General features: G+C 64.7%; 18 protein-coding genes. 7 read left to right on the top strand and 11 right to left on the bottom strand.

What is annotated here, in order from left to right:
• Window positions 1-17 precede the first annotated feature (17 nt).
• The 3 genes from rpmF to EV191_RS12905 all read right to left on the bottom strand — a co-directional run bounded on the left by rpmF (window position 18) and on the right by EV191_RS12905 (window position 4,279).
• Complete coding sequence (rpmF, locus tag EV191_RS12895; RefSeq protein ID WP_132877257.1) at window positions 18-209, bottom strand: 50S ribosomal protein L32; 192 nt, start codon at window positions 207-209, stop codon at window positions 18-20.
• Window positions 210-574: 365 nt separating this feature from the next.
• Window positions 575-1,393 carry an endonuclease/exonuclease/phosphatase family protein gene (locus EV191_RS12900; protein WP_165912941.1) on the bottom strand — a complete coding sequence of 273 codons (819 nt, stop codon included), beginning with the start codon at window positions 1,391-1,393 and terminating at the stop codon, window positions 575-577.
• Window positions 1,394-1,480: 87 nt separating this feature from the next.
• Window positions 1,481-4,279, bottom strand: a complete 2,799-nt coding sequence (locus tag EV191_RS12905) for an ATP-binding protein (RefSeq protein ID WP_132877259.1) — start codon at window positions 4,277-4,279, stop codon at window positions 1,481-1,483.
• An 87-nt stretch (window positions 4,280-4,366) separates the two neighbouring features.
• Between EV191_RS12905 and EV191_RS12910 the strand changes: the two genes are divergently transcribed.
• Complete coding sequence (locus EV191_RS12910; protein WP_132877260.1) at window positions 4,367-5,929, top strand: MFS transporter; 1,563 nt, start codon at window positions 4,367-4,369, stop codon at window positions 5,927-5,929.
• Here the strand turns inward: EV191_RS12910 and EV191_RS12915 are convergent.
• The 3 genes from EV191_RS12915 to EV191_RS12925 all read right to left on the bottom strand — a co-directional run bounded on the left by EV191_RS12915 (window position 5,894) and on the right by EV191_RS12925 (window position 8,549).
• A complete protein-coding gene (locus EV191_RS12915) occupies window positions 5,894-6,526 on the bottom strand; it encodes a class I SAM-dependent methyltransferase (protein WP_132877261.1) in 633 nt (210 codons plus the stop codon). The two genes, EV191_RS12910 and EV191_RS12915, sit on opposite strands and share 36 nt — an antisense overlap.
• Before the next feature lie 95 nt (window positions 6,527-6,621).
• Window positions 6,622-7,464, bottom strand: coding sequence for an SDR family oxidoreductase (locus EV191_RS12920; protein ID WP_132877262.1), 843 nt, complete (start codon window positions 7,462-7,464; stop codon window positions 6,622-6,624).
• Window positions 7,465-7,475: 11 nt separating this feature from the next.
• Entirely contained in the window at window positions 7,476-8,549 is a 1,074-nt protein-coding gene (locus EV191_RS12925) for an FAD-dependent oxidoreductase (RefSeq protein WP_132877263.1), read from the bottom strand.
• A gap of 56 nt (window positions 8,550-8,605) precedes the next feature.
• Between EV191_RS12925 and EV191_RS12930 the strand changes: the two genes are divergently transcribed.
• From EV191_RS12930 to EV191_RS12940, 3 genes are all read left to right on the top strand, one after another.
• Window positions 8,606-9,181 carry a TetR/AcrR family transcriptional regulator gene (locus EV191_RS12930; RefSeq protein WP_132877264.1) on the top strand — a complete coding sequence of 192 codons (576 nt, stop codon included), beginning with the start codon at window positions 8,606-8,608 and terminating at the stop codon, window positions 9,179-9,181.
• 247 nt (window positions 9,182-9,428) lie between these two features.
• A complete protein-coding gene (locus tag EV191_RS12935; RefSeq protein ID WP_132877265.1) occupies window positions 9,429-11,219 on the top strand; it encodes a BCCT family transporter in 1,791 nt (596 codons plus the stop codon).
• A 13-nt stretch (window positions 11,220-11,232) separates the two neighbouring features.
• Entirely contained in the window at window positions 11,233-11,616 is a 384-nt protein-coding gene (locus EV191_RS12940) for a VOC family protein (RefSeq protein WP_165912948.1), read from the top strand.
• 12 nt (window positions 11,617-11,628) lie between these two features.
• Here the strand turns inward: EV191_RS12940 and EV191_RS12945 are convergent, their stop codons facing one another.
• Genes EV191_RS12945 through EV191_RS12965 form a run of 5 tightly spaced genes read right to left on the bottom strand, consistent with a single transcriptional unit; the run spans window position 11,629 to window position 16,994 of the window.
• The gene (locus EV191_RS12945; protein WP_132877267.1) at window positions 11,629-12,432 is read right to left on the bottom strand and encodes an SDR family NAD(P)-dependent oxidoreductase; all 804 of its coding nucleotides are present in this window, start codon (window positions 12,430-12,432) and stop codon (window positions 11,629-11,631) included.
• Window positions 12,422-13,321, bottom strand: a complete 900-nt coding sequence (locus tag EV191_RS12950) for a PCC domain-containing protein (protein ID WP_132877268.1) — start codon at window positions 13,319-13,321, stop codon at window positions 12,422-12,424. Before EV191_RS12950 ends, EV191_RS12945 begins: the two co-directional genes overlap by 11 nt.
• The gene (locus EV191_RS12955) at window positions 13,299-14,921 is read right to left on the bottom strand and encodes an AMP-binding protein (protein ID WP_243658930.1); all 1,623 of its coding nucleotides are present in this window, start codon (window positions 14,919-14,921) and stop codon (window positions 13,299-13,301) included. The genes EV191_RS12950 and EV191_RS12955 overlap by 23 nt, the downstream gene beginning before the upstream one ends.
• On the bottom strand, window positions 14,918-16,090 hold the full coding sequence (locus tag EV191_RS12960; RefSeq protein WP_132877269.1) for a thiolase domain-containing protein: 1,173 nt from the start codon (window positions 16,088-16,090) through the stop codon (window positions 14,918-14,920). Before EV191_RS12960 ends, EV191_RS12955 begins: the two co-directional genes overlap by 4 nt.
• Window positions 16,083-16,994, bottom strand: a complete 912-nt coding sequence (locus EV191_RS12965) for an IclR family transcriptional regulator (RefSeq protein ID WP_132877270.1) — start codon at window positions 16,992-16,994, stop codon at window positions 16,083-16,085. The genes EV191_RS12960 and EV191_RS12965 overlap by 8 nt, the downstream gene beginning before the upstream one ends.
• On the opposite strand from EV191_RS12965, the gene EV191_RS12970 reads away from it, so the two are divergent.
• Genes EV191_RS12970 through EV191_RS12980 form a run of 3 tightly spaced genes read left to right on the top strand, consistent with a single transcriptional unit; the run spans window position 16,993 to window position 20,070 of the window.
• Window positions 16,993-18,204 (top strand): DctP family TRAP transporter solute-binding subunit, encoded by a 1,212-nt coding sequence (locus EV191_RS12970; protein WP_243658931.1) that lies wholly within the window; start codon window positions 16,993-16,995, stop codon window positions 18,202-18,204. The two genes, EV191_RS12965 and EV191_RS12970, sit on opposite strands and share 2 nt — an antisense overlap.
• Window positions 18,205-18,208: 4 nt before the next feature.
• The gene (locus EV191_RS12975) at window positions 18,209-18,712 is read left to right on the top strand and encodes a TRAP transporter small permease (RefSeq protein ID WP_132877271.1); all 504 of its coding nucleotides are present in this window, start codon (window positions 18,209-18,211) and stop codon (window positions 18,710-18,712) included.
• A complete protein-coding gene (locus EV191_RS12980) occupies window positions 18,709-20,070 on the top strand; it encodes a TRAP transporter large permease (protein ID WP_132877272.1) in 1,362 nt (453 codons plus the stop codon). The genes EV191_RS12975 and EV191_RS12980 overlap by 4 nt, the downstream gene beginning before the upstream one ends.
• Window positions 20,071-20,078: the final 8 nt, after the last annotated feature.

Raw genomic sequence — 20,078 nt, forward strand, 5'->3', positions numbered from 1 at the left:
CACCGTGCCGAACGGCGTCAGCTCGACGAGAGCGGCAACACTTGCCGCCCGTTGTACTGCCCGCAACCGGGGCAAGCGATCTGCCGAGGCTTCAACTTACGACAGGACCGGTTCGGGCAGGGCGTCAGCCGCGGCGCCACTGCTTTCCACTGGGACCGGCGAGCACGGGTGTTGGCCCGAGACTTGCGCCGGAATCCGGACGAGGCCATAACGGTTGTTCTCCTTCGTCTGCTGTTCTGATTCAGCCGATGCGCTACCGCGCGACACGCGGGGTAGGCGGACGAAGGAGGTCGGCGGGTCCGGCACCGTCTCCGATCGGACAATCAAGCCGATGTGTACGGAGCCGGGAGCCCCGCTGGGAGCATTCGCAAGTAGACGAAAAGAATAGACGGCAGGCAACAGAAATCCCGATACTGTGGCGCGAGCAAGACAGGCGGAATGAGGTCACCGGAGGAGCACCGGTGACCTCATCGCGGAAAGCTAAGACGCACAGGGCGAGGTTGCCACGGGCGGAACCGTAGCAACACTCGCACCGCCTCGGATACGGGTTTTTGACCTGCGGTGATACTCCCGTTCAGGACACCGTCGCACCCAGTACCAGGTGATCGGACGCCTCGCTGGGCAGCCGGCTGGTCCCCGGTGGGGTAAATCCCTTGAGCAGGATGTGGTCGATCCGCGTGCCCTTCGAATGGGTGGGCTTGCACGTCTGCTGATCCGGCGGGGACTTCTCGCAACCCGGCTCGGCATCCCGGAAGCCAGCAGCCGCCGCGTACTCCCGCAGCTTCTTGTTGTCCGGTTCGGTGTTCAGATCACCGAGCACGATGGCGTTCGATCCGCTGCCGGCGTCGGCGAACAGTTGCTTCAACTGGGCGGGTAGCACCTCGCCGAGATAGTCCGTATGCGTATTGAAAACGCGCGTCGGCTTGCCGGCTACCTCGGTCCGGACCACCTGGTAACCGCGCCGCTCATTCGGGCCGGTCTTGGTGTATTCGACGGTACGGGCCGCCGTGAACGGTTTCGTGGAAAGCAGCCCCTGGCCGTATTTCTTGCCCTTGCCGCAACCGTTGAACGCTTGATCCTTCTCGTGGACCGGCCCTGCCTGCTGGTAGTAGCTCAGACCGTGCTTGTCCTTGAGCTCTTTGGCCAGTTTGACGAGTTGCCAGTTGCAGACTTCCTGTACCCCGAGCACATCCGGCTGCACCCGGGCGATCGTCGCCGCCCAGTCGGCGATCTTCTTGTTGCCATCGATGCCCCAGTCGGAAAGCAGATTCCAGGTGACGACCTTCGTGCCAGCCGCTTTCGGCTGCGCGCCGCCGACGCCAGTGCTCGCCAACACGCCAACCAGCAGCACCGCGACGACCCCGGCAGCTCGTCGCGGTCGAGATCTCCCCATGTCATATCTTCCCTCAGTGTGAACCAAGGACCACATGTTACACTATTAATTCACATGTCACATTAGGGGATGCGTCGACGCGCGGAGCTAGGCACGCGGCTCCCGTCCACCACCGGCAACCACTCCACCGTTCGCCCGGTCCAAGCCTGTGCGCGCCCTGACCTCACCCCGAACATAGGAACGTTCGGTGGCCAACCGTCGCGCCCGGTCGTAATACGCCGTAGCGCCGGCAAGCTCGCCTTGCGCGAGCGCCGCATCGCCAAGCCAGCACAGGGTCTCCACCGCCTCCGACCACAGTGCGAGCTCCTCTGCGATCTCGAGGGCCGCTTCGTGTAGGCGAACCGCCTCGGTCCGGTCACCCACCGACTCGGCAGCCAACGCGAGCGAGCGCAATCCGCGTAACCTGCCCCACCGGTCAGCGCTCTCGGCGAAGTATGCGGCGCCCTGCCGCGCGTCAGCCAACCTAGCGACCGGATCCGGGACCAACTCTGGATGACTGGCACGTTCGACGAGCAGCACGGCCTCTCCCCAACGATCCCCAGCCTGCGCGGCGAGCGCCAGACCAGCGCTGAACAATCGTTCCCCCGCCGCCAGTTGGCCATTCGCCGATAGCGCCGATCCGATGAACCAGCAGAGTCGACCATGCAGTGATACGTCGGCAACCTCGGTCACGGCGACCTCCGCGGCCGTTCGATCCACTGCCAGAGCGGGCATCCGCAACTCGAAGCCACGCAGCCAAGCACCAGCCACGACCCGGTCCGCGGATGCCCCACCACCCAGTGACAACACCGAATCGAACGACCGGCGCGCTTCGGCGATGCGCCCACGCAGCAACCAGTACCAGGACAGCGCGTTCACCAAGCGCAGCGCCTTGCCCACGGCACCGTCCAAGAGCGCGGCATCCAGCGCCCGTCGCAGGTTCACCGTCTCGGTGTCCAACCTGGTCAGGTACTCGATCTGGCCAGCTCCCCGCAGCTGGTCATCGGCCAGCTCCGCCAGCTCGACGTAGCAGTCCACGAACCTCGCGTGCACACAGTCGAGCTCACCCACTTCGCGCATCCGCTCAGTGCAGTACGCGGCGACGGATTCGAGTAACCGGAACCGACCACGCTCGGCAACCACCAGTGATTTGTCCACCAGCCGGGCGAGCAACGGCAGAACGTCGTCAGCGGCGATATCCACATCGGCGCAGACCGCCTCGGCCGCCGCCTGAGTACAGCCGTCCGCATGAACCGCGAGCCTACGCAGCACTATTCGCTCCGGCTCAGTCAGCAGATCCCAACTCCAGTCGATCATCGCGCGCAGGGTTTGCTGCCTGCCGGCGCGACCACGCGCGCGTCCGCCGGGCAGACTGAATCGATTGTCCAGGCTGGCCGCCAGCTGTGTCGGCGCCAACACCCGCAGCCGGGAAGCCACCAGTTCCAGGGCCAGTGGAATCCCGTCCAGCCTCCGGCAGATCTCCCGGATTGCCTTGGCATTCTGACCGTCCATGTGAAATCCAGGAGCCGCCGCCGTAGCCCTGGCAACGAACAGCTCGACCGCACTCGATGCGGCGCAGGCTGTTTCCGGATCATCGCCCTCCGCCGGCTCAGCGGCAGGCGGCAACTCCAGCGGCGGTACCAGGTGGACCGTCTCGCCGGCGGTATCCAGTACTTCCTGGCTGGTTACGATCAAGCGCACGCCAGCGGCAGCGGCCAGGGCGGCATCCGCGAGTCGTGCCACCGGACCGATCACATGCTCGCAGTTGTCCAACACCAGCAGCAGGCTCTTGTCCACCATGGACTGACAGAGCCAGGCAAGCAGGTCGATCGGATCTGACTCCGCGGAGGTTGTATCGCACAGACCCAATGTGGCGATCACCCGCTCCGCGATATCGTCCACGGTGGACGATCCACTCACACCAGCCAGCTCCACGAGCCACACCCCGTCAGCAAACCGGCCGAGAAGGCGCTCGGCGACCGCGACAGCGAGCCGTGTCTTGCCAACGCCGCCGGGGCCGGTCAGCGTCACCAGCCGCGTGTTCGGGTCGTCGCCGAGTAGCTCACTCACCGCACCGACCGCGGTTTTCCTGCCGATGAGCGAGGTGGCCGGGGACGGCAGGTTATCCGTTCGGCGCCGTGGCCAGGTCGGCACGCACTGGCTGGCGGCTTGGCTGCCCAGTTCGGCATCCTGGCGCAGGATCGACTCGTGCAACGCGGTCACCTCCGGACCAGGGTCAAGACCCAGCTCCGCTGCGAGGTAGCGCCGCAATTCCTGGAACGCGGCCAGGGCGTCACCCTGCCGACCCGCAAGGTACAGCGCCCGCAGCTGCACCATCCGCAACCGCTCCCTGGCTGGGTACTCGGCCACCAGCGCGGTCAACTCGGCGGCCAGCGCCGCGTGCTCGCCGAGGTCGAGGCGCGCCTGCACATGATCTTCCACCACGGTGAGCCGTAACTCGGTCAGCCGGGCGATCTCCGCGCTGGTGACCAGGGAGTCGGCCACATCGCTGTAGGCGGCACCACGCCACAGCCCCAGCGCCTCAGCACCTAACGCGGCGCGCGCGCCAGCCTCGGCAACCGAACGGATCCGGCTCGCCAATCGTTCGAAACGGCTGGCGTCGATATCGTCTTCGGCCAGCACCAGCCGGTAGCCGGCCGCCTCGTGCACCAGACGGTCCCGCCCGAGCACTCTGCGCAACTGCGAAATCTTGGTCTGCAAAGCATTGCGCGGCTCGCGCGGCGGCATATCGTGCCACAGATCCGCAATCAACCGGTCGGCAGGGACCGGTGCACCGCCATGCACGAGCAGATTCGCCAACAGTGCGCGAACCTTCGGTTCCCGGATCTCAAGCGGATGGCCGTCCTTATCCCATACGGCCAGTGGCCCAAGCACCCCGAAACGCATGTCCTCAGCTTATCGCCAGCGAATCGTCAGCATTTCGTACGCGCCGACACACAAGGTGAGTAGTGGAGTCGAACGTGAAGGAGCGATATGCGCAACACCACGAGCGCGGCGGGCATCCGGGAATGGAGCGGTCTCGCGGTACTCGCCCTGCCCACCGCGCTGCTCGGGCTGGACGTCACCGTGCTCTACCTGGCACTACCCGCGCTCGCCGAGGATCTACGGCCAAGCGCCACCGAAACACTCTGGATCATGGACGCCTACGGCTTCCTCATCGCTGGATTACTGATCACCATGGGTAACGTTGGCGATCGGATCGGCCGGCGCAAGCTACTCCTCATCGGCGCCACGGCATTTGGCGTGGCCTCGGTACTCGCCGCGTACGCACCAAACGCCGAACTATTGATCACCGCGCGCGCGGCACTCGGCGTGGCCGGCGCCACGCTGATGCCAGCGACGCTTTCGCTGATCACCAATCTGTTTCACAACCTACGCCAACGAGCTCTCGCGATTGGCATCTGGGCGATGATGTTCGCACTCGGTATGGCCGCGGGACCGCTGGTCGGGGGTGTGCTGCTGGAGCGATTCTGGTGGGGATCGGCGTTTCTCGTCGCGATACCACTCATACTGGTTCTCCTGGTGACCGCGCCGTTCCTGCTGCCGGAGTACCGCGCGCCCAGGGCTGGCCGGTTCGATCTCCTCAGCGTCGCGCTGTCCATGCTCGCGATACTGCCGGTGATCTACGCGGTGAAAAGGGCGGCCAAGGACGGCTTCCAGCTGCCAACCGTCCTAGCGGCATTGCTCGGAGTGGCCATGGCAGTGGTGTTCGTCCGGCGGCAGCGCAGGCTCACGGACCCGCTCCTCGACGTCCGACTGTTCGCCAGCCGCACGTTCAGCGCAGCGCTCGGACTGCTGCTGATCGGGCTCGTCGGCGTCGGCGGGGTGATGTTCCTGGTCACCCAGCACCTCCAGCTCGTCGAAGAGCTCTCGCCATTCCACGCGGGCCTCTGGATGGGCCCGCCCGCTCTGGCGACGCTGGTCGCGTCGATCGTGGCTCCCCTGCTGGCGAGGCGATTTCGACCTGGGTATGTGGTGACCGGCACGCTCGGCCTTTCCACGGTCGGCTATCTACTCCTCACCCAGGTGTCCGGGGCGGGCAACATCCCGCTGGTGGTGGCCGGTTTCGCGTTCGTCTACCTCGGATTGGGCGCCATCGCCGCACTGGGTACGGATCTGGTCGTCGGCTCCGCGCCCCCAGCCAGGGCCGGCTCGGCCTCGGCGCTATCCGAAACGGTCCAGGAGCTCGGACTCGCGATCGGCGTAGCCGTGCTCGGCAGTCTCGCCACCGTTGTCTACCGAACACAGCTGCACGCCCAACTACCCGGGGACCTGCCCGCCGAAACGACCGAGACGGCCACCGAGAACCTGTCCGGTGCCACAGCCGTCGCCGACCAGCTGCCGGAGGACGCGCGCCAGGCGGCCGCGGACGCGTTCACTTCCGGTTTGAATGTGACCGCGCTGGTCGCTGGTATCGGCATCCTGCTGCTTGCGGTGCTGTCCGGTTTCACCTTGCGCGGCACCGGAGCAACCAAGGACACCCCACCCGAGGAACCCTCGTCAGACCCGGCGCGCGCTGGCCAGCCATGCGGGTAGGGCTACCCGTGTTCCCGATGCCACACCGAGTTCCGCGGCCTGCTCGTCATAAGCCATCGCGTAGTAGTGCGAGGGCTCAATATCCGTCAACTCCCAACCATCCTGGAAGGCTTCCTCGATGACCTCGGCCCGAATCCGGGGACCAAACCCCCGCTCATCTGTCTCGGCCAGGGCGAGTACAAATACCTGGCCGTCCGGCCGACATACCGCGTGTAGCGACTTCGCGTACGCGTGGCGATCCGCGGCACCAAAAACATGGAACAACGCACTGTCCACTATGGTGTCGTAGCTGTGGTCGCGCCCCAGACGCAGTGCGTCGGCCACCGCGAAGCGGGCAGGGACACCCTTGTCCGCCGCGTTGCGTTCCGCGAGTTCGATCGCACGTGCCGCGGAATCGATACCAAGCACGTCGTATCCGAGCTTGGCCAGGTGGATCGTATGCTCGCCTAGTCCGCATCCCGGATCGAGCACGGCTCCGCGAATCCGACCCTGGCGCTCGAGTTCCACCACGGCGGGCTGCGGTTCGCCGATCACCCAACCGGGCAGATCGGCCGCGTAGATCTCGTCAAACGTGCTCTTGGCTACGGTCTGGTCCATTCGTTCACTCCTTGTCCGCTGCTACGCGACAAGTGTGAAACCTCGAGCAAACTTGATGTCAACCATCGGTGGACACGCCGGCGATCCGGTCCCCGCTAACTGGTGGCCGGGCCGCGTGGCCGCCAGCGACCGAACCCACCCTCTGTGTTGATCACCTGGCCGACGATCCAGCGCGCTTCGTCGGTGATCAGCCACGCGATCAACCGGGCCGGGTCGTCGGGTTCGCCGTATCTGCCGGACGGAAACATCGGTCGCACGTACTCGAACATCTCCTCGGTCAGATAGCCGGTGTCCACTGGCCCCGGATTGACCGTGTTCAGTCGAATACCGCGATCGGCCAGCTGATCAGCGAGCGTCGTGGTGATGCCGGCGAGACCAGCTTTGGCGGTGGCGTAGGCGACTTCACCTGGCATCGGCCCGAGATCCTGGCCGGAGGTCATGAAGATCACCGCACCTGGCCTTCCGAATTGATGCTGCGCGGCGAATGCTTGCGCCAACAGGATGGTCGACCTGGTGTTCACCGCCCAGTGCCGGTCGAGTTCAACCGCGCTCAACGCGCCAAGCGGACCGTCCGACCCGCTGAGGGCGTGATTACACACCAGTGCGTCGATGTGTCCGAACTCCTGGACGGCCAGGTCCATCAGCTGCCGCGGCGCATCCGGTTCGGCGAGATCCGTGTGCGCGTCCGCCAGCCGTGCCGATGGCACCAACTGCTTGCGTATGCCGGCGAGTACCACCTCGAGATCATCGGCACCCCAGTCCTGCTCCCGATCATGCGGCAGATAGTGCTGCGCGAACACGCTTGCGCCGTAGCTAGCCAGGCGTCGCGCGATCGCGTATCCGATCCCCTGCCGCCGGCTCACGCCAGTGACCAACACCCTCCTGCCAAGCAGTGGCAACGGCGCCCTGGCCAGTTCGTCAACTGGGTACTCAGTCATCAGCCGGCACTCTACCCACCACCGCCTGAGCGGAGCACTCGAGAGCCCATACGCAACGCGGTATCCCGCAGCACGACCCGGCGGGTGTTCGTCATACCCGCGGCCAGGCGGGCCAGGCTGGCGATCCGCTGCGCGGGAGCCCGCCGAGACCGGTCATAGCTAGCGAGCGCCTCAGTCACCGAGGAAGCCCGGCCAAGGCAACGCGCCAGTTCGGTCGCGTCCACCAACGCCTGTCCCGCCCCTTGGCCCAGATCCGGGGTCATCGCGTGCGCCGCGTCCCCGACAAGGGCCACTGATCCCGAAACGAATGAGCGCAACCTCGGCGCAAGGTCGTATACCTCGTGCCGGAGTACCCGCGAAGAGTCAATGGCCTCGACAAGTCCGGGCACGGGATGGTGCCAGCTGGCCAGTAGCCGCCGGATATCGTCAACACCGTCTAGTTTGTTCCGTCCAGATAGGACAGACACGAAGAAGTTGGTGCGGCCAGGTTCGACCGGCGTGTAACCGATCTTCACCCCGTTTCCCCAGGTCTCTCCGTACCGGTCCAGTTCGAGATCCACGCAACCACGCCATGCCACCGTGCCCGACCATCGTGGACGCGTGAGATCACCGAAGCTCGCGAGCCGGACCACACTGCGCAACCCATCCGCGCCGATGACGACGTCGTACTTGCCGCACAGCGCGGCAATATCTGACACGGCTGGCTCGACGCCGGTGTGGATCGTGAGGTCTGGCCAGCCCCGCACCGCGTCCAGCAGCATGTCAATGAGCGCGGCCCGAGACAGCAGCAGCACAGGGGCACCACGACGCTCGATCCGCGCCAGCGGCAGTTCCATGAGCCGTCGACCGGACGGTGCACTGATCACCCCGGAGCGGTACGGCACGGCAGCGTCCCGCAGCGCTACGTCGAGACCTAGCCAACGCAGGGCTCGTTGCGCCTCCGACCACATGCCTAACGCCGTGCCGACATCCACAATCGACGGTTCGCGTTCCAGGACGGTGACCCGCCACCCCACGCGGGCAAGTCCGAGCGCACCGGACAGGCCGCTGATCCCAGCACCCACGATGACGGCGGTTCCACGCATAGAAACACGATACTACGTTTGTAGTAGATATACAACGCCTGTAGTACGCTCGCTCTATGGGGCGACGCGAGCAGGCATTGGATGCGGCCATTCAGGTCCTCGGCAACCACGGACCCCGGACGCTGACCCACCGGGCGGTCGACACCGCCGGCGACCTACCGGAAGGCACGACGTCGAACTACTTCCGCAGCCGCGACCAACTGATCGGCGGAATTCTCGAGCACGTTCGCGCCAGGGAGAACGAACGCTACGCGGTGGTCGCCGCGTCGCCGACGCCGCGCGATGCGGCGGGTATCGCCGAGGATGCGGTTGCCATGCTTCACTTCCTCCGCACCGAAGGTCGCGACCTCGCACTGGCAAGACATGCCCTGTTTCTCGAGGCAGCCAATCGCCCCGAGCTCGGTCCCGCCCTACGCGAGGGCGCCACCCAATGGCATGCGCTCACCGCTGAACGACTACGCCTCGCCGGCTCGGTGACACCAGAGACGCACGCCCGCGCCCTGCTCGCCTGCCTCGATGGACTACTGATCGCGACCCTTGCCTACAGTCAACAACCCGACAACACGACTGAGGCGATCCACTCGCTGGTACACGCGATGCTGCCGGCTCAGCAGGCCAGCGCGCCACGGTAGACAGAACAACACAAACACGACACTCGCTACTAATCGTTGTCATGTGCGAATTATCGTTCCAAATGGCCGCACGACTGTCCTTTCATCCGATTTTTGATCACGGGCAGGTTAAGAATGTTCGCCGCGGTTCGGTAGATCGTTGCCGAAACTCGGCGTGACGTGCAGTCTCTTGTGGCTGGGATGCCGTTCACCACACCAAGGAACGGACATTTCGCCTTTTACGGAATGGATCGGATCACGAGAGCAGATGTCGACACAGAATCAAATTGATGAGGATGGGGCGGATTCCGACAATCACGCCTTAACCGGTACTGGACATGCCGGCGAAGCCGAGAGCAAGGCACGTACCGACTGGATCGTGTATGGCGTCACCGCCGCCGTCGCCCTCGCATTCGTCACCTGGGGTTTCGTGTCCACCGACACGCTCAGCACGGCTGCGCAAGGCGCCCTTGACTGGTTGATGGCGAACCTTGGCTGGACGTTTGTCCTTGCCTCGACCGGGTTCGTGGTGTTCTCACTATGGCTGGCGTTCAGCCGTTTCGGGAAGATCCCGCTCGGCAAGGACGACGAGAAACCAGAGTTCCGCACGGTTTCCTGGATCGCGATGATGTTCAGCGCGGGCATGGGGATCGGCCTGATGTTCTTCGGCATGGCCGAACCGCTCACGCACTTCATGGATCCGCCGCCTGGGGTCACCCAGGCACAAACCGAGGACGCCATCGAGAGTGCGATGGCGACCTCGCTTTTCCACTGGACCCTGCACCCGTGGGCGATCTACGCGGTGCTCGGCCTTGCGATCGCCTACGGCTGTTTCCGCCGCGGCCGTAAGCAGCTGATCAGCTCCGCGTTCGCGCCACTGATCGGAAAACGTCGTTCCGAAGGACCGATCGGCAAGTTCATCGATATTCTCGCGCTGTTCGCCACGCTGTTTGGCTCCGCGGCCTCACTGGGTATCGGTGCACTCCAGATTCAGACCGGTATGAAAGAAGCGGGGTGGATCAGCAGCCTTGGCACCACCGTGCTCGTGCTGATCATCGTCGTGCTGACGATCTGCTTCATCGTCTCAGCGGTCTCGGGTGTGGCCCGAGGGATCCAGTGGCTCTCGAACATCAACATGGTGCTGGCCGCGTTGCTGGCGTTCTTCCTGTTCATCGTCGGCCCCACGGTTTTCGTGCTGAAGTTGCTGCCCACCTCGATCGGTTCCTACATCAGGGACTTTGGCGAGATGGCGTCCTGGTCCGGCGCGACCGGCGGTGCCGCGATGAACGAGTTCCTCTCCGGCTGGACGATCTTCTACTGGGCGTGGTGGATCTCCTGGACCCCGTTCGTCGGCATGTTCCTCGCCAGGATCAGCAGGGGGCGCACCATCCGCCAGTTCGTCGCAGGCGTGATCCTGGTACCAAGTTTGGTCAGCCTCGTATGGTTTGCCATCTTCGGTGGTACCGCGATCACCGAGCAACGCAATGGCGGCAATCCATTCGGCACTGGCGCCGAAGAAGAGATCACCTTCAATGTGCTCCAGGAATTGCCGTGGACCGGGATCACCTCGGTCATCGTGATGGTCCTGGTGGCGATCTTCTTCGTATCCGGCGCGGATGCGGCATCGATCGTGATGGGCACGCTGTCCCAACGAGGTTCGATCGAGCCAAAACGCTGGATCGTCATATTCTGGGGTGCCGCGACCGGCGCGGTCGCCGCGATCATGCTCGTCATCGGCGGCGACAAAGCCTTGACCGGTATCCAGAATCTGACCTTCATCGGTGCGCTGCCGTTCACCATCGTCCTTGTCCTGCTGTGTTTCTCGCTCACCAAGGACTTGCGCGCCGATCCGATGATGCAACGCGACATCAAGGGCGCCGAGGTGCTGGAAACCGCCGTGCTGCAAGGAGTGAACCAACACCACGGCGACTTCCAGCTGGAGATCAAGCCCACCGAACCCGATTCGTCGGAGGACGAAAGCTCGGCGGGGCGACACGCCTCGGGCACGACCAGCGGATCTACCGACGGCAAGGTAGGCACACCCGAAACCCTGACCTGACGAACAGAACGCCATAGGCAGCTCGTTCGTACAGAACATCGCGATCGACTGCGCCGACCCGTATGCGCTTGCGACCTTCTGGAGCGCTGTGGCCGGCCAGCCGGTGTCGGATGAGGACGGTCCAGGAGACCCCGAGGCCGTGGTGTCACTGCCAAACGGTGTCGATCTCATGTTCCTGCGCGTTCCGGAGCCGAAGATCGTCAAGAACCGGGTACACATCTGTCTCCGGCCCGAGCAACAGCGCCGCGACGCTGAAGTCGCCCGCATTATCGAGCTGGGCGCTACCCTGCTTGACGATCAACGGAATGAAGACGGCAGCGGTTGGGCCGTGCTTGGCGACCCGGAAGGCAACGAGTTCTGCGTGCTTCGCAGCCTTGCCGAGTTGCCGGCTTCGTGATGAGCGAGCCAGCTAGCCGCAGCGCATGGTCAGACCGCCGTCAACCGGTAGGCACACGCCATTGACATAGGCCGCTTCATTGGAGGCCAGGAACAGGCAGGCGTTGGCTACGTCCCACGGCGAACCCATTCGACCCGTTGGGCTCAACGCGTGCCGCGCGGCAAGCAGATCCTCGACCGTATCCGCCTGGCTGGACAACTGCTGGCGGACCAGCGGAGTGTCGATGAAACCAGGCGCGACCGCGTTGGCCCGAATTCCCTGGGCGGCATGGGATACGGCGAGCGATACCGTCACCTGATTCACGGCTGCCTTGCTCGCCATGTATGCGGGGTACTCGTATCCGACGTGCCGGAGACCCGCGATGGAGGATACGTTCACGATCGCGCCACGACCGCGACCGAGCATGCCAGGCAGTACGTACTTACAGGTCAGGAATACACTGTCCACGTTGACGGCAAAAGTGCGTTGCCACTGCTCGTAGGAAAGCTCCACGGGGCCACCGAGTGCCGTCACGCCAACGTTGTTGTGGAGCACGTCAATCTGGCCGAACTCGGCCAGTGTTCGCTCGACCGCCGCCGCGACGTTCTGTTCATCGGTCACGTCCGCGGTAACTCCGATGGCCGCCCCGCCGGTGTCGGTGATCCGCTCCACGGTACGTGTCGCCGCCGCCGAGTCCACATCAACCACCGCCACTCGCGCGCCCTCGCGCGCGTAGCTGACAGCGGCGGCGTGACCGTTGCTGATGCCGTACTCCGTGGCACCCGTACCGCCGCCGAAGACGATCGCCACCGTATCCCGCATCCGGTCATCCACCATCCGCGGCAGCCTCCTCCAGGTAGAGTTCGAATGTCACCGCGACCGGGTTCTGCCCGGGAATCAACAATCCCGAGTGGACATCGCCATTCCGGTCCACCGCGGTTCCGGCGAGTATGACCTCCGGCGAGCCGGTTTCCGCATAGCGCACCGTTCCAGTGAGTTCGGTGAACTCGGTCGCCGGCCAATCGGCCTCGACCACCCTGCCAGCGCCAGTACGCAACCTGGCCCCAACAACGCTTCCCAAGCTAGCGCAGATTGTCGCGGATGCGAACTCGCCTTTCCGGCAGGCGAACAGCACGGCTTCATGCAGATCGACCCCAGGGCGCACCCGCGAAATGACTCCTCGCCGCTGGCCCAACGCATCGGCCGGTCGCCTCGCCGGCGTGAAGGCCGGCAGCCCGGTCTCCAGGTCGGTTTCGCTGTACTGGTTTACCTCGTGTAAGGCGCGCACGACCGCATGGACAGGTACCGCGCCTACGGTGGCACCTGGCAACAGGTGCCCACCCCGAAGCTGACCATCACTACCCCGCCAGCTGGCGTGCAGATGTGCGAACCGGTCGCCATCGCGTAGTCCCAACGTCGCCGACCCGCTCGAGAGGAAGGCGGGCTCGGTGACCGCGATGGTATCGCTGAAGGTCGCCTGCCGTTGTCCACTGTGGTCAATCGCCGGATGCACATACGACAGGGCACCAAGAGTCCCCGCGCAGAGCTGGATACTCGCCGCGGCGCAGCCGGCGTCGGCAACAACCGACCACAGTTCGTCGGTGAGCACCGAGCCAGGAGAAAGTTCGGCATGGCGCACGCTGATCGTCGTCGGCACCGCCACCACACGCTCCGCCTGTCGTGGCCCGGCATGTACCAGCGGCTCACCCGCTCGCTGACCGGGCATCTCCCGCTCCGTTCTCGCGCAGCAGGGCGTCGCGGATCGTCCGCTTGACGATCTTCCCGTAGCCCGACTTCGGAATCGACTCCCACCGAACGAATCGTTTCGGCACCTTGTATCTGGCTACCCGTTCGTGCAACCAGGCCCGCAGCTCCGCTTCGTCCAGCTCCTGGCCGGAGTCGGTGACGAGCACCGCGACGCCGACTTCACCCCACCGCGCGTCCGGCATGCCCACCACCGCGACTTCGGAGATGGCCGGGTGACGCAGCAGCTTCTCCTCGATTTCCCTCGGATAGATGTTGCTGCCGCCGGAAATGAACATATCCGAGGCACGTCCGGTCACATACAGGTAGCCACCGTCGTCCACCAGACCAAGATCACCGGTTCGGAACCATCCATCCCGGAAGGCACCCTCGTTCGCCGCCTGGTTGTTCAGGTAGCCGGCGAACACGGCTGGACCGGCTACGCAGATCTCACCTTGCACGCCTGGGCCGCATTCGACGCCGTCCTCCTGCTGGACGCTGATCTGGATACCCGTTCGCGGCCGGCCGCAGGTACCGAACTCGATGCCGGCGGGAACGTGGCGACCGTGCTCGCTGGGCGGCAGCACAGTGATATTGCCGGTCACCTCGCCAAGCCCGTAGTACTGCACCAGCACATCGCCCAGCGCCGCACGGGCGCGCTCCTGATCCGCACGGTACATCGGGGCTCCCGCGTAGATCACGTACCGCAGCGAGCTGAGGTCGTACTCGGTCGTTTCCGGTGCCTCAGCGAGCCTCTTCAAGATCGTCGGCACGGTGAACATGTTCGTCACACGTTCCGTCTGGACGAGCCGCCAGATCTCGGCGGGATCGAGGCTCGCCGCTTCGGGCAGCACGGTTTTGGCACCACGGGCCACCTGTGGCAGCAGATGTATGCCGGCACCGTGGGACAGGGGCGCCACCACAACTTGCGCGTCCAGTTCGGACAGGGCGGGTAGCAGATCGCAAAGATGGTTGGTGACGACGAAGCCCATCTGGTCATGGGTCAACACCGCCGCCTTGGAACGGCCGCTTGTGCCCGAAGTAAAGAAGTACCATGCGTGGTCGCCGGTTCGCACCGGTTCGTTCGGCTGCGCTTCGGCCGGTGGCAGAGTCCAGAGTCCGCTCCGCGCATCGGACCCAGCTCCGGTCCACCAGATACCAGCTCTGGGTTGCCCGGCCGTGCCAGCCGCATCGGCATGCGCGGGATAGTCCACATGACAGATAACGGCAGCTGGTCGGATCAACTCGGCGAGCTCGGCGGTTTCCGGTGGCGCCAACCGGTAGTTGGTCGGCGCGAACACCGCACCAACCCGCCAGATCGCGAACATCGCCTGGATCAGCTCGATCTGGTTCGGCGAGTGCACCAGCACGGGATCGCCGTGACCTATGCCCTGCGCGCGCAGGGCACCTGCCGCCGCGTCGACGCGTTCGTCCAGTTCCCGCCAGGTGATCCGTACCCTGCCGGAAACGATCGCTTCGGCATCGGGCAGGCGGCGCGCCGTCTGCGACAACAGCTCCGCGAGGTTCACCGCCCGGAGCTCGGGGCGAAGCGTGGCCGTCGGGGTAGCTGGCATCGGGCTCATTTCACGCGCTCCAGCACGGAGAAGTAGTTCGCCACGGCCACTCCACCCATGTTGAAGACCCCAGCCAACTCCGCGCCCGGGACCTGCATACCACCCGCGGACTCGGTGAGCTGTAGCGCGGCCATGATGTGCTGGGATACCCCGGTCGCGCCGATCGGGTGACCTTTCGCCTTCAACCCACCCGAAGGGTTGACCGGGAACCGACCCTCCCGCGTCGTGGTGCCGTCGTCCACGATGGTCGCCGCCTTGCCCGGTTCCGCCAGCCCAAAGGCCTCGTACTGGAGCAGTTCGGCGATGGTGAAACAGTCGTGGGTCTCGAGCAGGTCGAGATCGGCCATGTCAACGCCGGCTTCGGCGAGCGCTGCCCGCTGTGCTGCCCGTGGTCCGGCGAATTCGAGCACATCGGACCGCCGGCTCAGCGGCAGATGGTCATTCCGCTGGGCTCGACCGCGCCAGCCAATCGCACGGGATGCCCGCATCGCGATATCGCGACGTGCCAGCACGATCGCCGCGGCGCCGTCGGAGACCAGTGAGCAGTCGGTGCGCCGCAACGGCTCGGCCACCAGCGGGTTGCGCTCCGACGGAGTCCTGCAGAATTCGAAGCCGACGTCCTTACGGAGATGAGCGTACGGGTTGGCCACACCGTTGAAGTGGTTCTTCGCCGCAATCCGCGCCAGCGTGTCGCCATGGTCCCCGTAACGGTCGAAGTAGCTACCGGCGATATCCGCGAACACCCCGGCGAAACTGCCTGCCTGCTCCTCTTCCTTGCGGTAGGCAGCGGTCAGCAGCGCGTCGTTGAGCACGGCGGGTTCGGCATGCGTCATCTTCTCGGCGCCGACCACGAGCGCAATTCCGCCGCGGCCCGAGGCTAGGAAATCCAGTGCCGCGTACAGCGCGGCCGAACCAGTCGCACAGGCGTTCTGTACCTGCACGGCGGGCACCGCCGCCAGCTCCGGCTGCGCCACGCCGGCAAGCGCCCCGGCGAAACCCTGGCTGGACAGTCCGCCGTTGAACACCCCGACAAACAGGCCGTCCACCTGAGCCGCGGTGACGTCGGCGTCTTGTAACGCGGCTTCGGTTATGGTGGCAAGCAGCGACTCCACGTCCGGTTCGGTCGCCTTCCCGAAGTTCGAGTGTGCCCAGCCGATCATGCAGGGCGACTCAGTCATCTTTGCTCCTCTCCGCTGGGACTCGCGCCATTCCAACTTTGGCCACATTGGACTCGGTGAACGCGGCCTCACGTTGGAGATCCAGGGCAAGTTCAGCCCTGCGCTGCTCGCCCAGCCGTTGCTCGATACTCGCGATGCTGAGTGCGGCTACCGGCTGGTCAGCCGTATCTCGCACGACGACCCCCATCGCCCATGAGCCAGGTACGAAGAGACCGTCATTGAGCGCATAGCCATCCGCCCGGGTGCGTCGAACCAGCCGCCACAAGGTGTCATCGTCGTATCGTGGATAGCGTTGCCGGATTCCGGCATGCGCGGCAAGGACATCCGCGATCTCCTGATCCGGTAAGGCACTCAGGATCGCGAGACTGCCGGCGCCAACGCCAAGTGGATGCCGATCGCCCACGGCGAGCGCGTTGTTCCGGATTGGCCCCGGGCCTTCCTGTCGACGGGTACACACCGCGTAACTGCCGTGGCGAACGGTGAGAAAGGTCGTGTCGGCCGACAGATCGGACAGCCGGATCAGACTGTCCGTCGCCGCCGTACCGAACCGATCGGCGCTCTGTCCGGCCAGTTCGCCAAGCACCGTGGCCTGGAAACCGAGCCGGTAGCAGCTCGTATCCGCATCCTGCGCCACGTACCCCGCCTGACTCAACGCCATCAGCATGCGATGCACGCTCGCCTTCGGCCTCCCACTGGTCCGAGCCAGCTCCGCGAGTGAAACCCCGCCCGGCCGGTCGCGTGCCATCACCGCGACGAGATTCAGCAACGTGAACGCTCGCTGGATACTCTGCGCGCCCTGCGGATCACTACCCGATTCCACCGCGTGGACAATGTTCCATGACGCGGACCGCCGGGCCAGCTGCCCTCGCTCGTCAACCTGGTACCGATCGGCATCTACGCCCATGAACGTTATGGATACGCGACTTCACCACCCAGCGCAATGGTCCATATTATGGAACGCTTTTCGAAAACGATCACTCGAAAGAATTGACAACGTTCAGCTGCCTCTCCGAGTATTCGACGGTGCCCGCCGTCTCGCGATCACGCGCCGAGGGCCCTACCGAGAACGTCCGCCGTCCACCCTGGACGGCACCAAGGAGCCGACAATGAGGTCAAAACGCGTTGCTCCGGGCATAGCCCTGCTGGCGTGCCTCGCCCTAGCCGCCTGTGGCACCAGCGAGGCCGACGGCGGCCAGCGAACCTACACCTGGGACATGACGGTTACCGTCAGCAATGCCTCAACCTGGTATCACGCCGCAGAGCAGTTCGCGGACAAGCTCGCGGAGGACTCAAACGGCCGGATTCAGGTTCGGTTGTTCCCCAATGAGCAGCTCTCCGCCGGCGATCCGGCTGCCGGCGTCGAACAGCTGATGAGCGGAACCAAGGATCTATCGTACAACTCGACGATCATCTACGCGGGCATCGATCCTCGATTTGGTGCGATCAACGCGCCGTTCCGCTATACGGACTACGCCGAGGCCGAAGCGGCCATCGAGGGCGGCGCCCTGGACGCCTACCGCCAGCTTTCCGCCGAGTTTGGTGTTGAGCTCCTTGGCTTCGGCGAAAGCGGCTTCCGCCAGATCACCAATAACGTTCGGCCGATCCAGAGCCCGGAGGATCTGGCCGGCATCAAGATCAGGATTCCCGGTATCGGGCTGTTCACCGACGTGTTCCGCGGCATGGACGCGAACCCCACCACGATGAACTTCGCTGAGGTCTTCACGTCCCTGCAGCAGGGCACGATCGAAGGCCAGGAGAACCCGATGGACGTGATCTCCTCGGCGGGGCTCGCCGAGGTCCAGGAATACATGACGGTCTGGAACTTCGTCTACGACCCGCTGATCCTCGGCATGAACAAGGAACTGTTCGATTCGCTCGATCCAGCTGATCAGCAGATCGTGCGCGATGCGGCTGCGGAAGCGAACCGGAAGCAGATCCGTGAGAATCGCTCCCTCGAAGACAGCCAGATCAAGGAACAGTCGAAGCTCATGAATGTCACAGTGCTCGACCGCGATCAACTCGCGGAGTTCCAACGGGCGATGCGGCCGGTATATCGCGACTACGAATCCGTCTGGGGCTCTGAGCTCACCGCCGCCGTGGATCCCAAGGACTGAACCAATGGCCAACCGAATACTTTCCGGCATCGAGAACACGCTGGCAGCGCTGCCGTTCGCGGTCGTGGCCGCGGTCGCCTTCGTAAACGTGATCAGCCGGTACTTCTTCAACGCCTCTCTTGCCTTCACCACCGAGATCACCGTCAACCTTGTTGCCTGGACGGTGATGATGGGCGCTGTCATCGGCATCAGGGAGGGCGCGCATCTGGGCTTCAGCGCCCTTTATGACCGCATGCGGGGAACCACCAGGCTGGTCATGACCGTGCTCAGCACGGCGGCAGTCCTCGCGTTCCTCGCCGTATTGCTGGTCTTCGGGATCGAGCTGGCAGCCGAACAGGCACAGCGCGGGCGTGGCACGCCCGCCATCGACGTTCCACAGTGGTTGTTCACGATCGCGCTGCCGGTAGGCGCGCTACTCGGCGCCCACCGGGCGATCCAGGCCTGCCACGCCCAGCTCCGCGGTCTACGGGGCGCGGGGCCGGCGGCTCAGGAAGGTGCCGGCTCATGATCGAGTTGATCCTCTTTGGCACGTTCTTCGTGTTGCTGCTGCTCGGCGTGCCGGTTGCCTTTGCTCTGGGTTTGGCCGCGGTGTTCGCGTTGTTGAGCACCGGCGGCTTCGCCGACCTGTCCGTCGTGCCGAGCGTGTTCACCGCCTCCATCGCCTCCGAGACGCTACTGGCGATCCCGTTTTTCATCCTGGCTGGCGTCATCATGGAGTACGCGGGGATCTCCCGACGTCTGGTTGACTTCGCGAACGCCTGTGTCGGACACCGCAAACATGGCCTGGCGATAGTGGTGATCGTCGCGGCGTTCTTCTTCTCGGCGATCTCGGGATCTGGTCCAGCCACGGTCGCCGCGATCGGCACGATCCTGATTCCCGCGCTGATTCGCCAGGGCTACACCAAACGACATTCCGCGTCGATGGTGGCCAGCGCGGGCTCGATGGGCATTATCATCCCGCCGAGTATCGCTTTCATTGTTTTCGCGGTCGTGGTGAGTGATTTCGCTGGCGTGTCCATCGCCCGGCTGTTCGTCGCTGGGGTGGTGCCTGGCATTCTGCTCGCGATCGCGCTGCTGATCGCCTGTTTCTTCCTTCCTCGGGCGGCTCCCGTTCGACAACGCGTGGGCGCGCTGGTCGGTGGCGGGGGCGGGCAGGAGTCCGCCGAGGACGGTGCCGAGCAGCTCGGCACCCGTGCTTCGTGGGGTGCGGTCGGTACCGCTTTCACGAAGGCGCTGCCGGGCCTGTTGGTTCCGGTACTGATCCTCGGCGGTATCTACGGAGGGATCGTCACCCCTACCGAGTCGGCGGTGGTCGCGGCTGGCTATGCGTTGCTTGTCGGCTTGTTCGTGTATCGGGAGCTGCGGCCCAGTTCGCTGTTCCGGGTCTTCGTGACCGCGGCGGGCCAATCCGCGGTGATCATGCTCATCGTCGGTGCCGCTTCGGTGTTCGCATACGTTGTCACGGCGAATCGAATCGCGGACAAGCTCGCCGACTGGCTGCTCGGTATCACCACGAACCGATTGTTGATCCTGCTGCTGGCCGTGGTGCTACTGTTGATCATCGGAGCGTTTATCGACGCGGTTTCCGCGTTGTATCTGTTCGTTCCCATTGTGGCACCGGTGCTGCTCGAAGTCGGCGTAGATGTCACCACGATCGGCGTGATGATGACGGTCGGTCTAGCACTTGGGCTGATCACGCCACCGGTCGGCGTGAACCTGTTTGTCGCCGCGGGCATCGCGAAAACATCGCTCACCGACGCCGTCAAGGGAATCGCGCCGTTCTTCACCGCGGGACTGGTGGTGTTACTGCTCGTCACCTACGTGCCGGGAATCTCCAACTGGCTACCGGATCTGTTCGGCTTCTAGACGCATGG

Source organism: Tamaricihabitans halophyticus (assembly GCF_004340875.1).
GTDB classification, from domain to species: Bacteria; Actinomycetota; Actinomycetes; order Mycobacteriales; family Pseudonocardiaceae; genus Tamaricihabitans; species Tamaricihabitans halophyticus.

What these genes read in the sequence shown, in the direction of transcription:
- rpmF (WP_132877257.1), bottom strand. Translation starts at nt 209, where the DNA reads ATGGCCTCGTCCGGATTCCGGCGCAAGTCTCGGGCCAACACCCGTGCT.
- EV191_RS12900 (WP_165912941.1), bottom strand. Translation starts at nt 1,393, where the DNA reads ATGGGGAGATCTCGACCGCGACGAGCTGCCGGGGTCGTCGCGGTGCTG.
- EV191_RS12905 (WP_132877259.1), bottom strand. Translation starts at nt 4,279, where the DNA reads ATGCGTTTCGGGGTGCTTGGGCCACTGGCCGTATGGGATAAGGACGGC.
- EV191_RS12910 (WP_132877260.1), top strand. Translation starts at nt 4,367, where the DNA reads ATGCGCAACACCACGAGCGCGGCGGGCATCCGGGAATGGAGCGGTCTC.
- EV191_RS12915 (WP_132877261.1), bottom strand. Translation starts at nt 6,526, where the DNA reads ATGGACCAGACCGTAGCCAAGAGCACGTTTGACGAGATCTACGCGGCC.
- EV191_RS12920 (WP_132877262.1), bottom strand. Translation starts at nt 7,464, where the DNA reads ATGACTGAGTACCCAGTTGACGAACTGGCCAGGGCGCCGTTGCCACTG.
- EV191_RS12925 (WP_132877263.1), bottom strand. Translation starts at nt 8,549, where the DNA reads ATGCGTGGAACCGCCGTCATCGTGGGTGCTGGGATCAGCGGCCTGTCC.
- EV191_RS12930 (WP_132877264.1), top strand. Translation starts at nt 8,606, where the DNA reads ATGGGGCGACGCGAGCAGGCATTGGATGCGGCCATTCAGGTCCTCGGC.
- EV191_RS12935 (WP_132877265.1), top strand. Translation starts at nt 9,429, where the DNA reads ATGTCGACACAGAATCAAATTGATGAGGATGGGGCGGATTCCGACAAT.
- EV191_RS12945 (WP_132877267.1), bottom strand. Translation starts at nt 12,432, where the DNA reads ATGGTGGATGACCGGATGCGGGATACGGTGGCGATCGTCTTCGGCGGC.
- EV191_RS12950 (WP_132877268.1), bottom strand. Translation starts at nt 13,321, where the DNA reads ATGCCCGGTCAGCGAGCGGGTGAGCCGCTGGTACATGCCGGGCCACGA.
- EV191_RS12955 (WP_243658930.1), bottom strand. Translation starts at nt 14,921, where the DNA reads ATGAGCCCGATGCCAGCTACCCCGACGGCCACGCTTCGCCCCGAGCTC.
- EV191_RS12960 (WP_132877269.1), bottom strand. Translation starts at nt 16,090, where the DNA reads ATGACTGAGTCGCCCTGCATGATCGGCTGGGCACACTCGAACTTCGGG.
- EV191_RS12970 (WP_243658931.1), top strand. Translation starts at nt 16,993, where the DNA reads ATGAACGTTATGGATACGCGACTTCACCACCCAGCGCAATGGTCCATA.
- EV191_RS12965 (WP_132877270.1), bottom strand. Translation starts at nt 16,994, where the DNA reads ATGGGCGTAGATGCCGATCGGTACCAGGTTGACGAGCGAGGGCAGCTG.
- EV191_RS12975 (WP_132877271.1), top strand. Translation starts at nt 18,209, where the DNA reads ATGGCCAACCGAATACTTTCCGGCATCGAGAACACGCTGGCAGCGCTG.
- EV191_RS12980 (WP_132877272.1), top strand. Translation starts at nt 18,709, where the DNA reads ATGATCGAGTTGATCCTCTTTGGCACGTTCTTCGTGTTGCTGCTGCTC.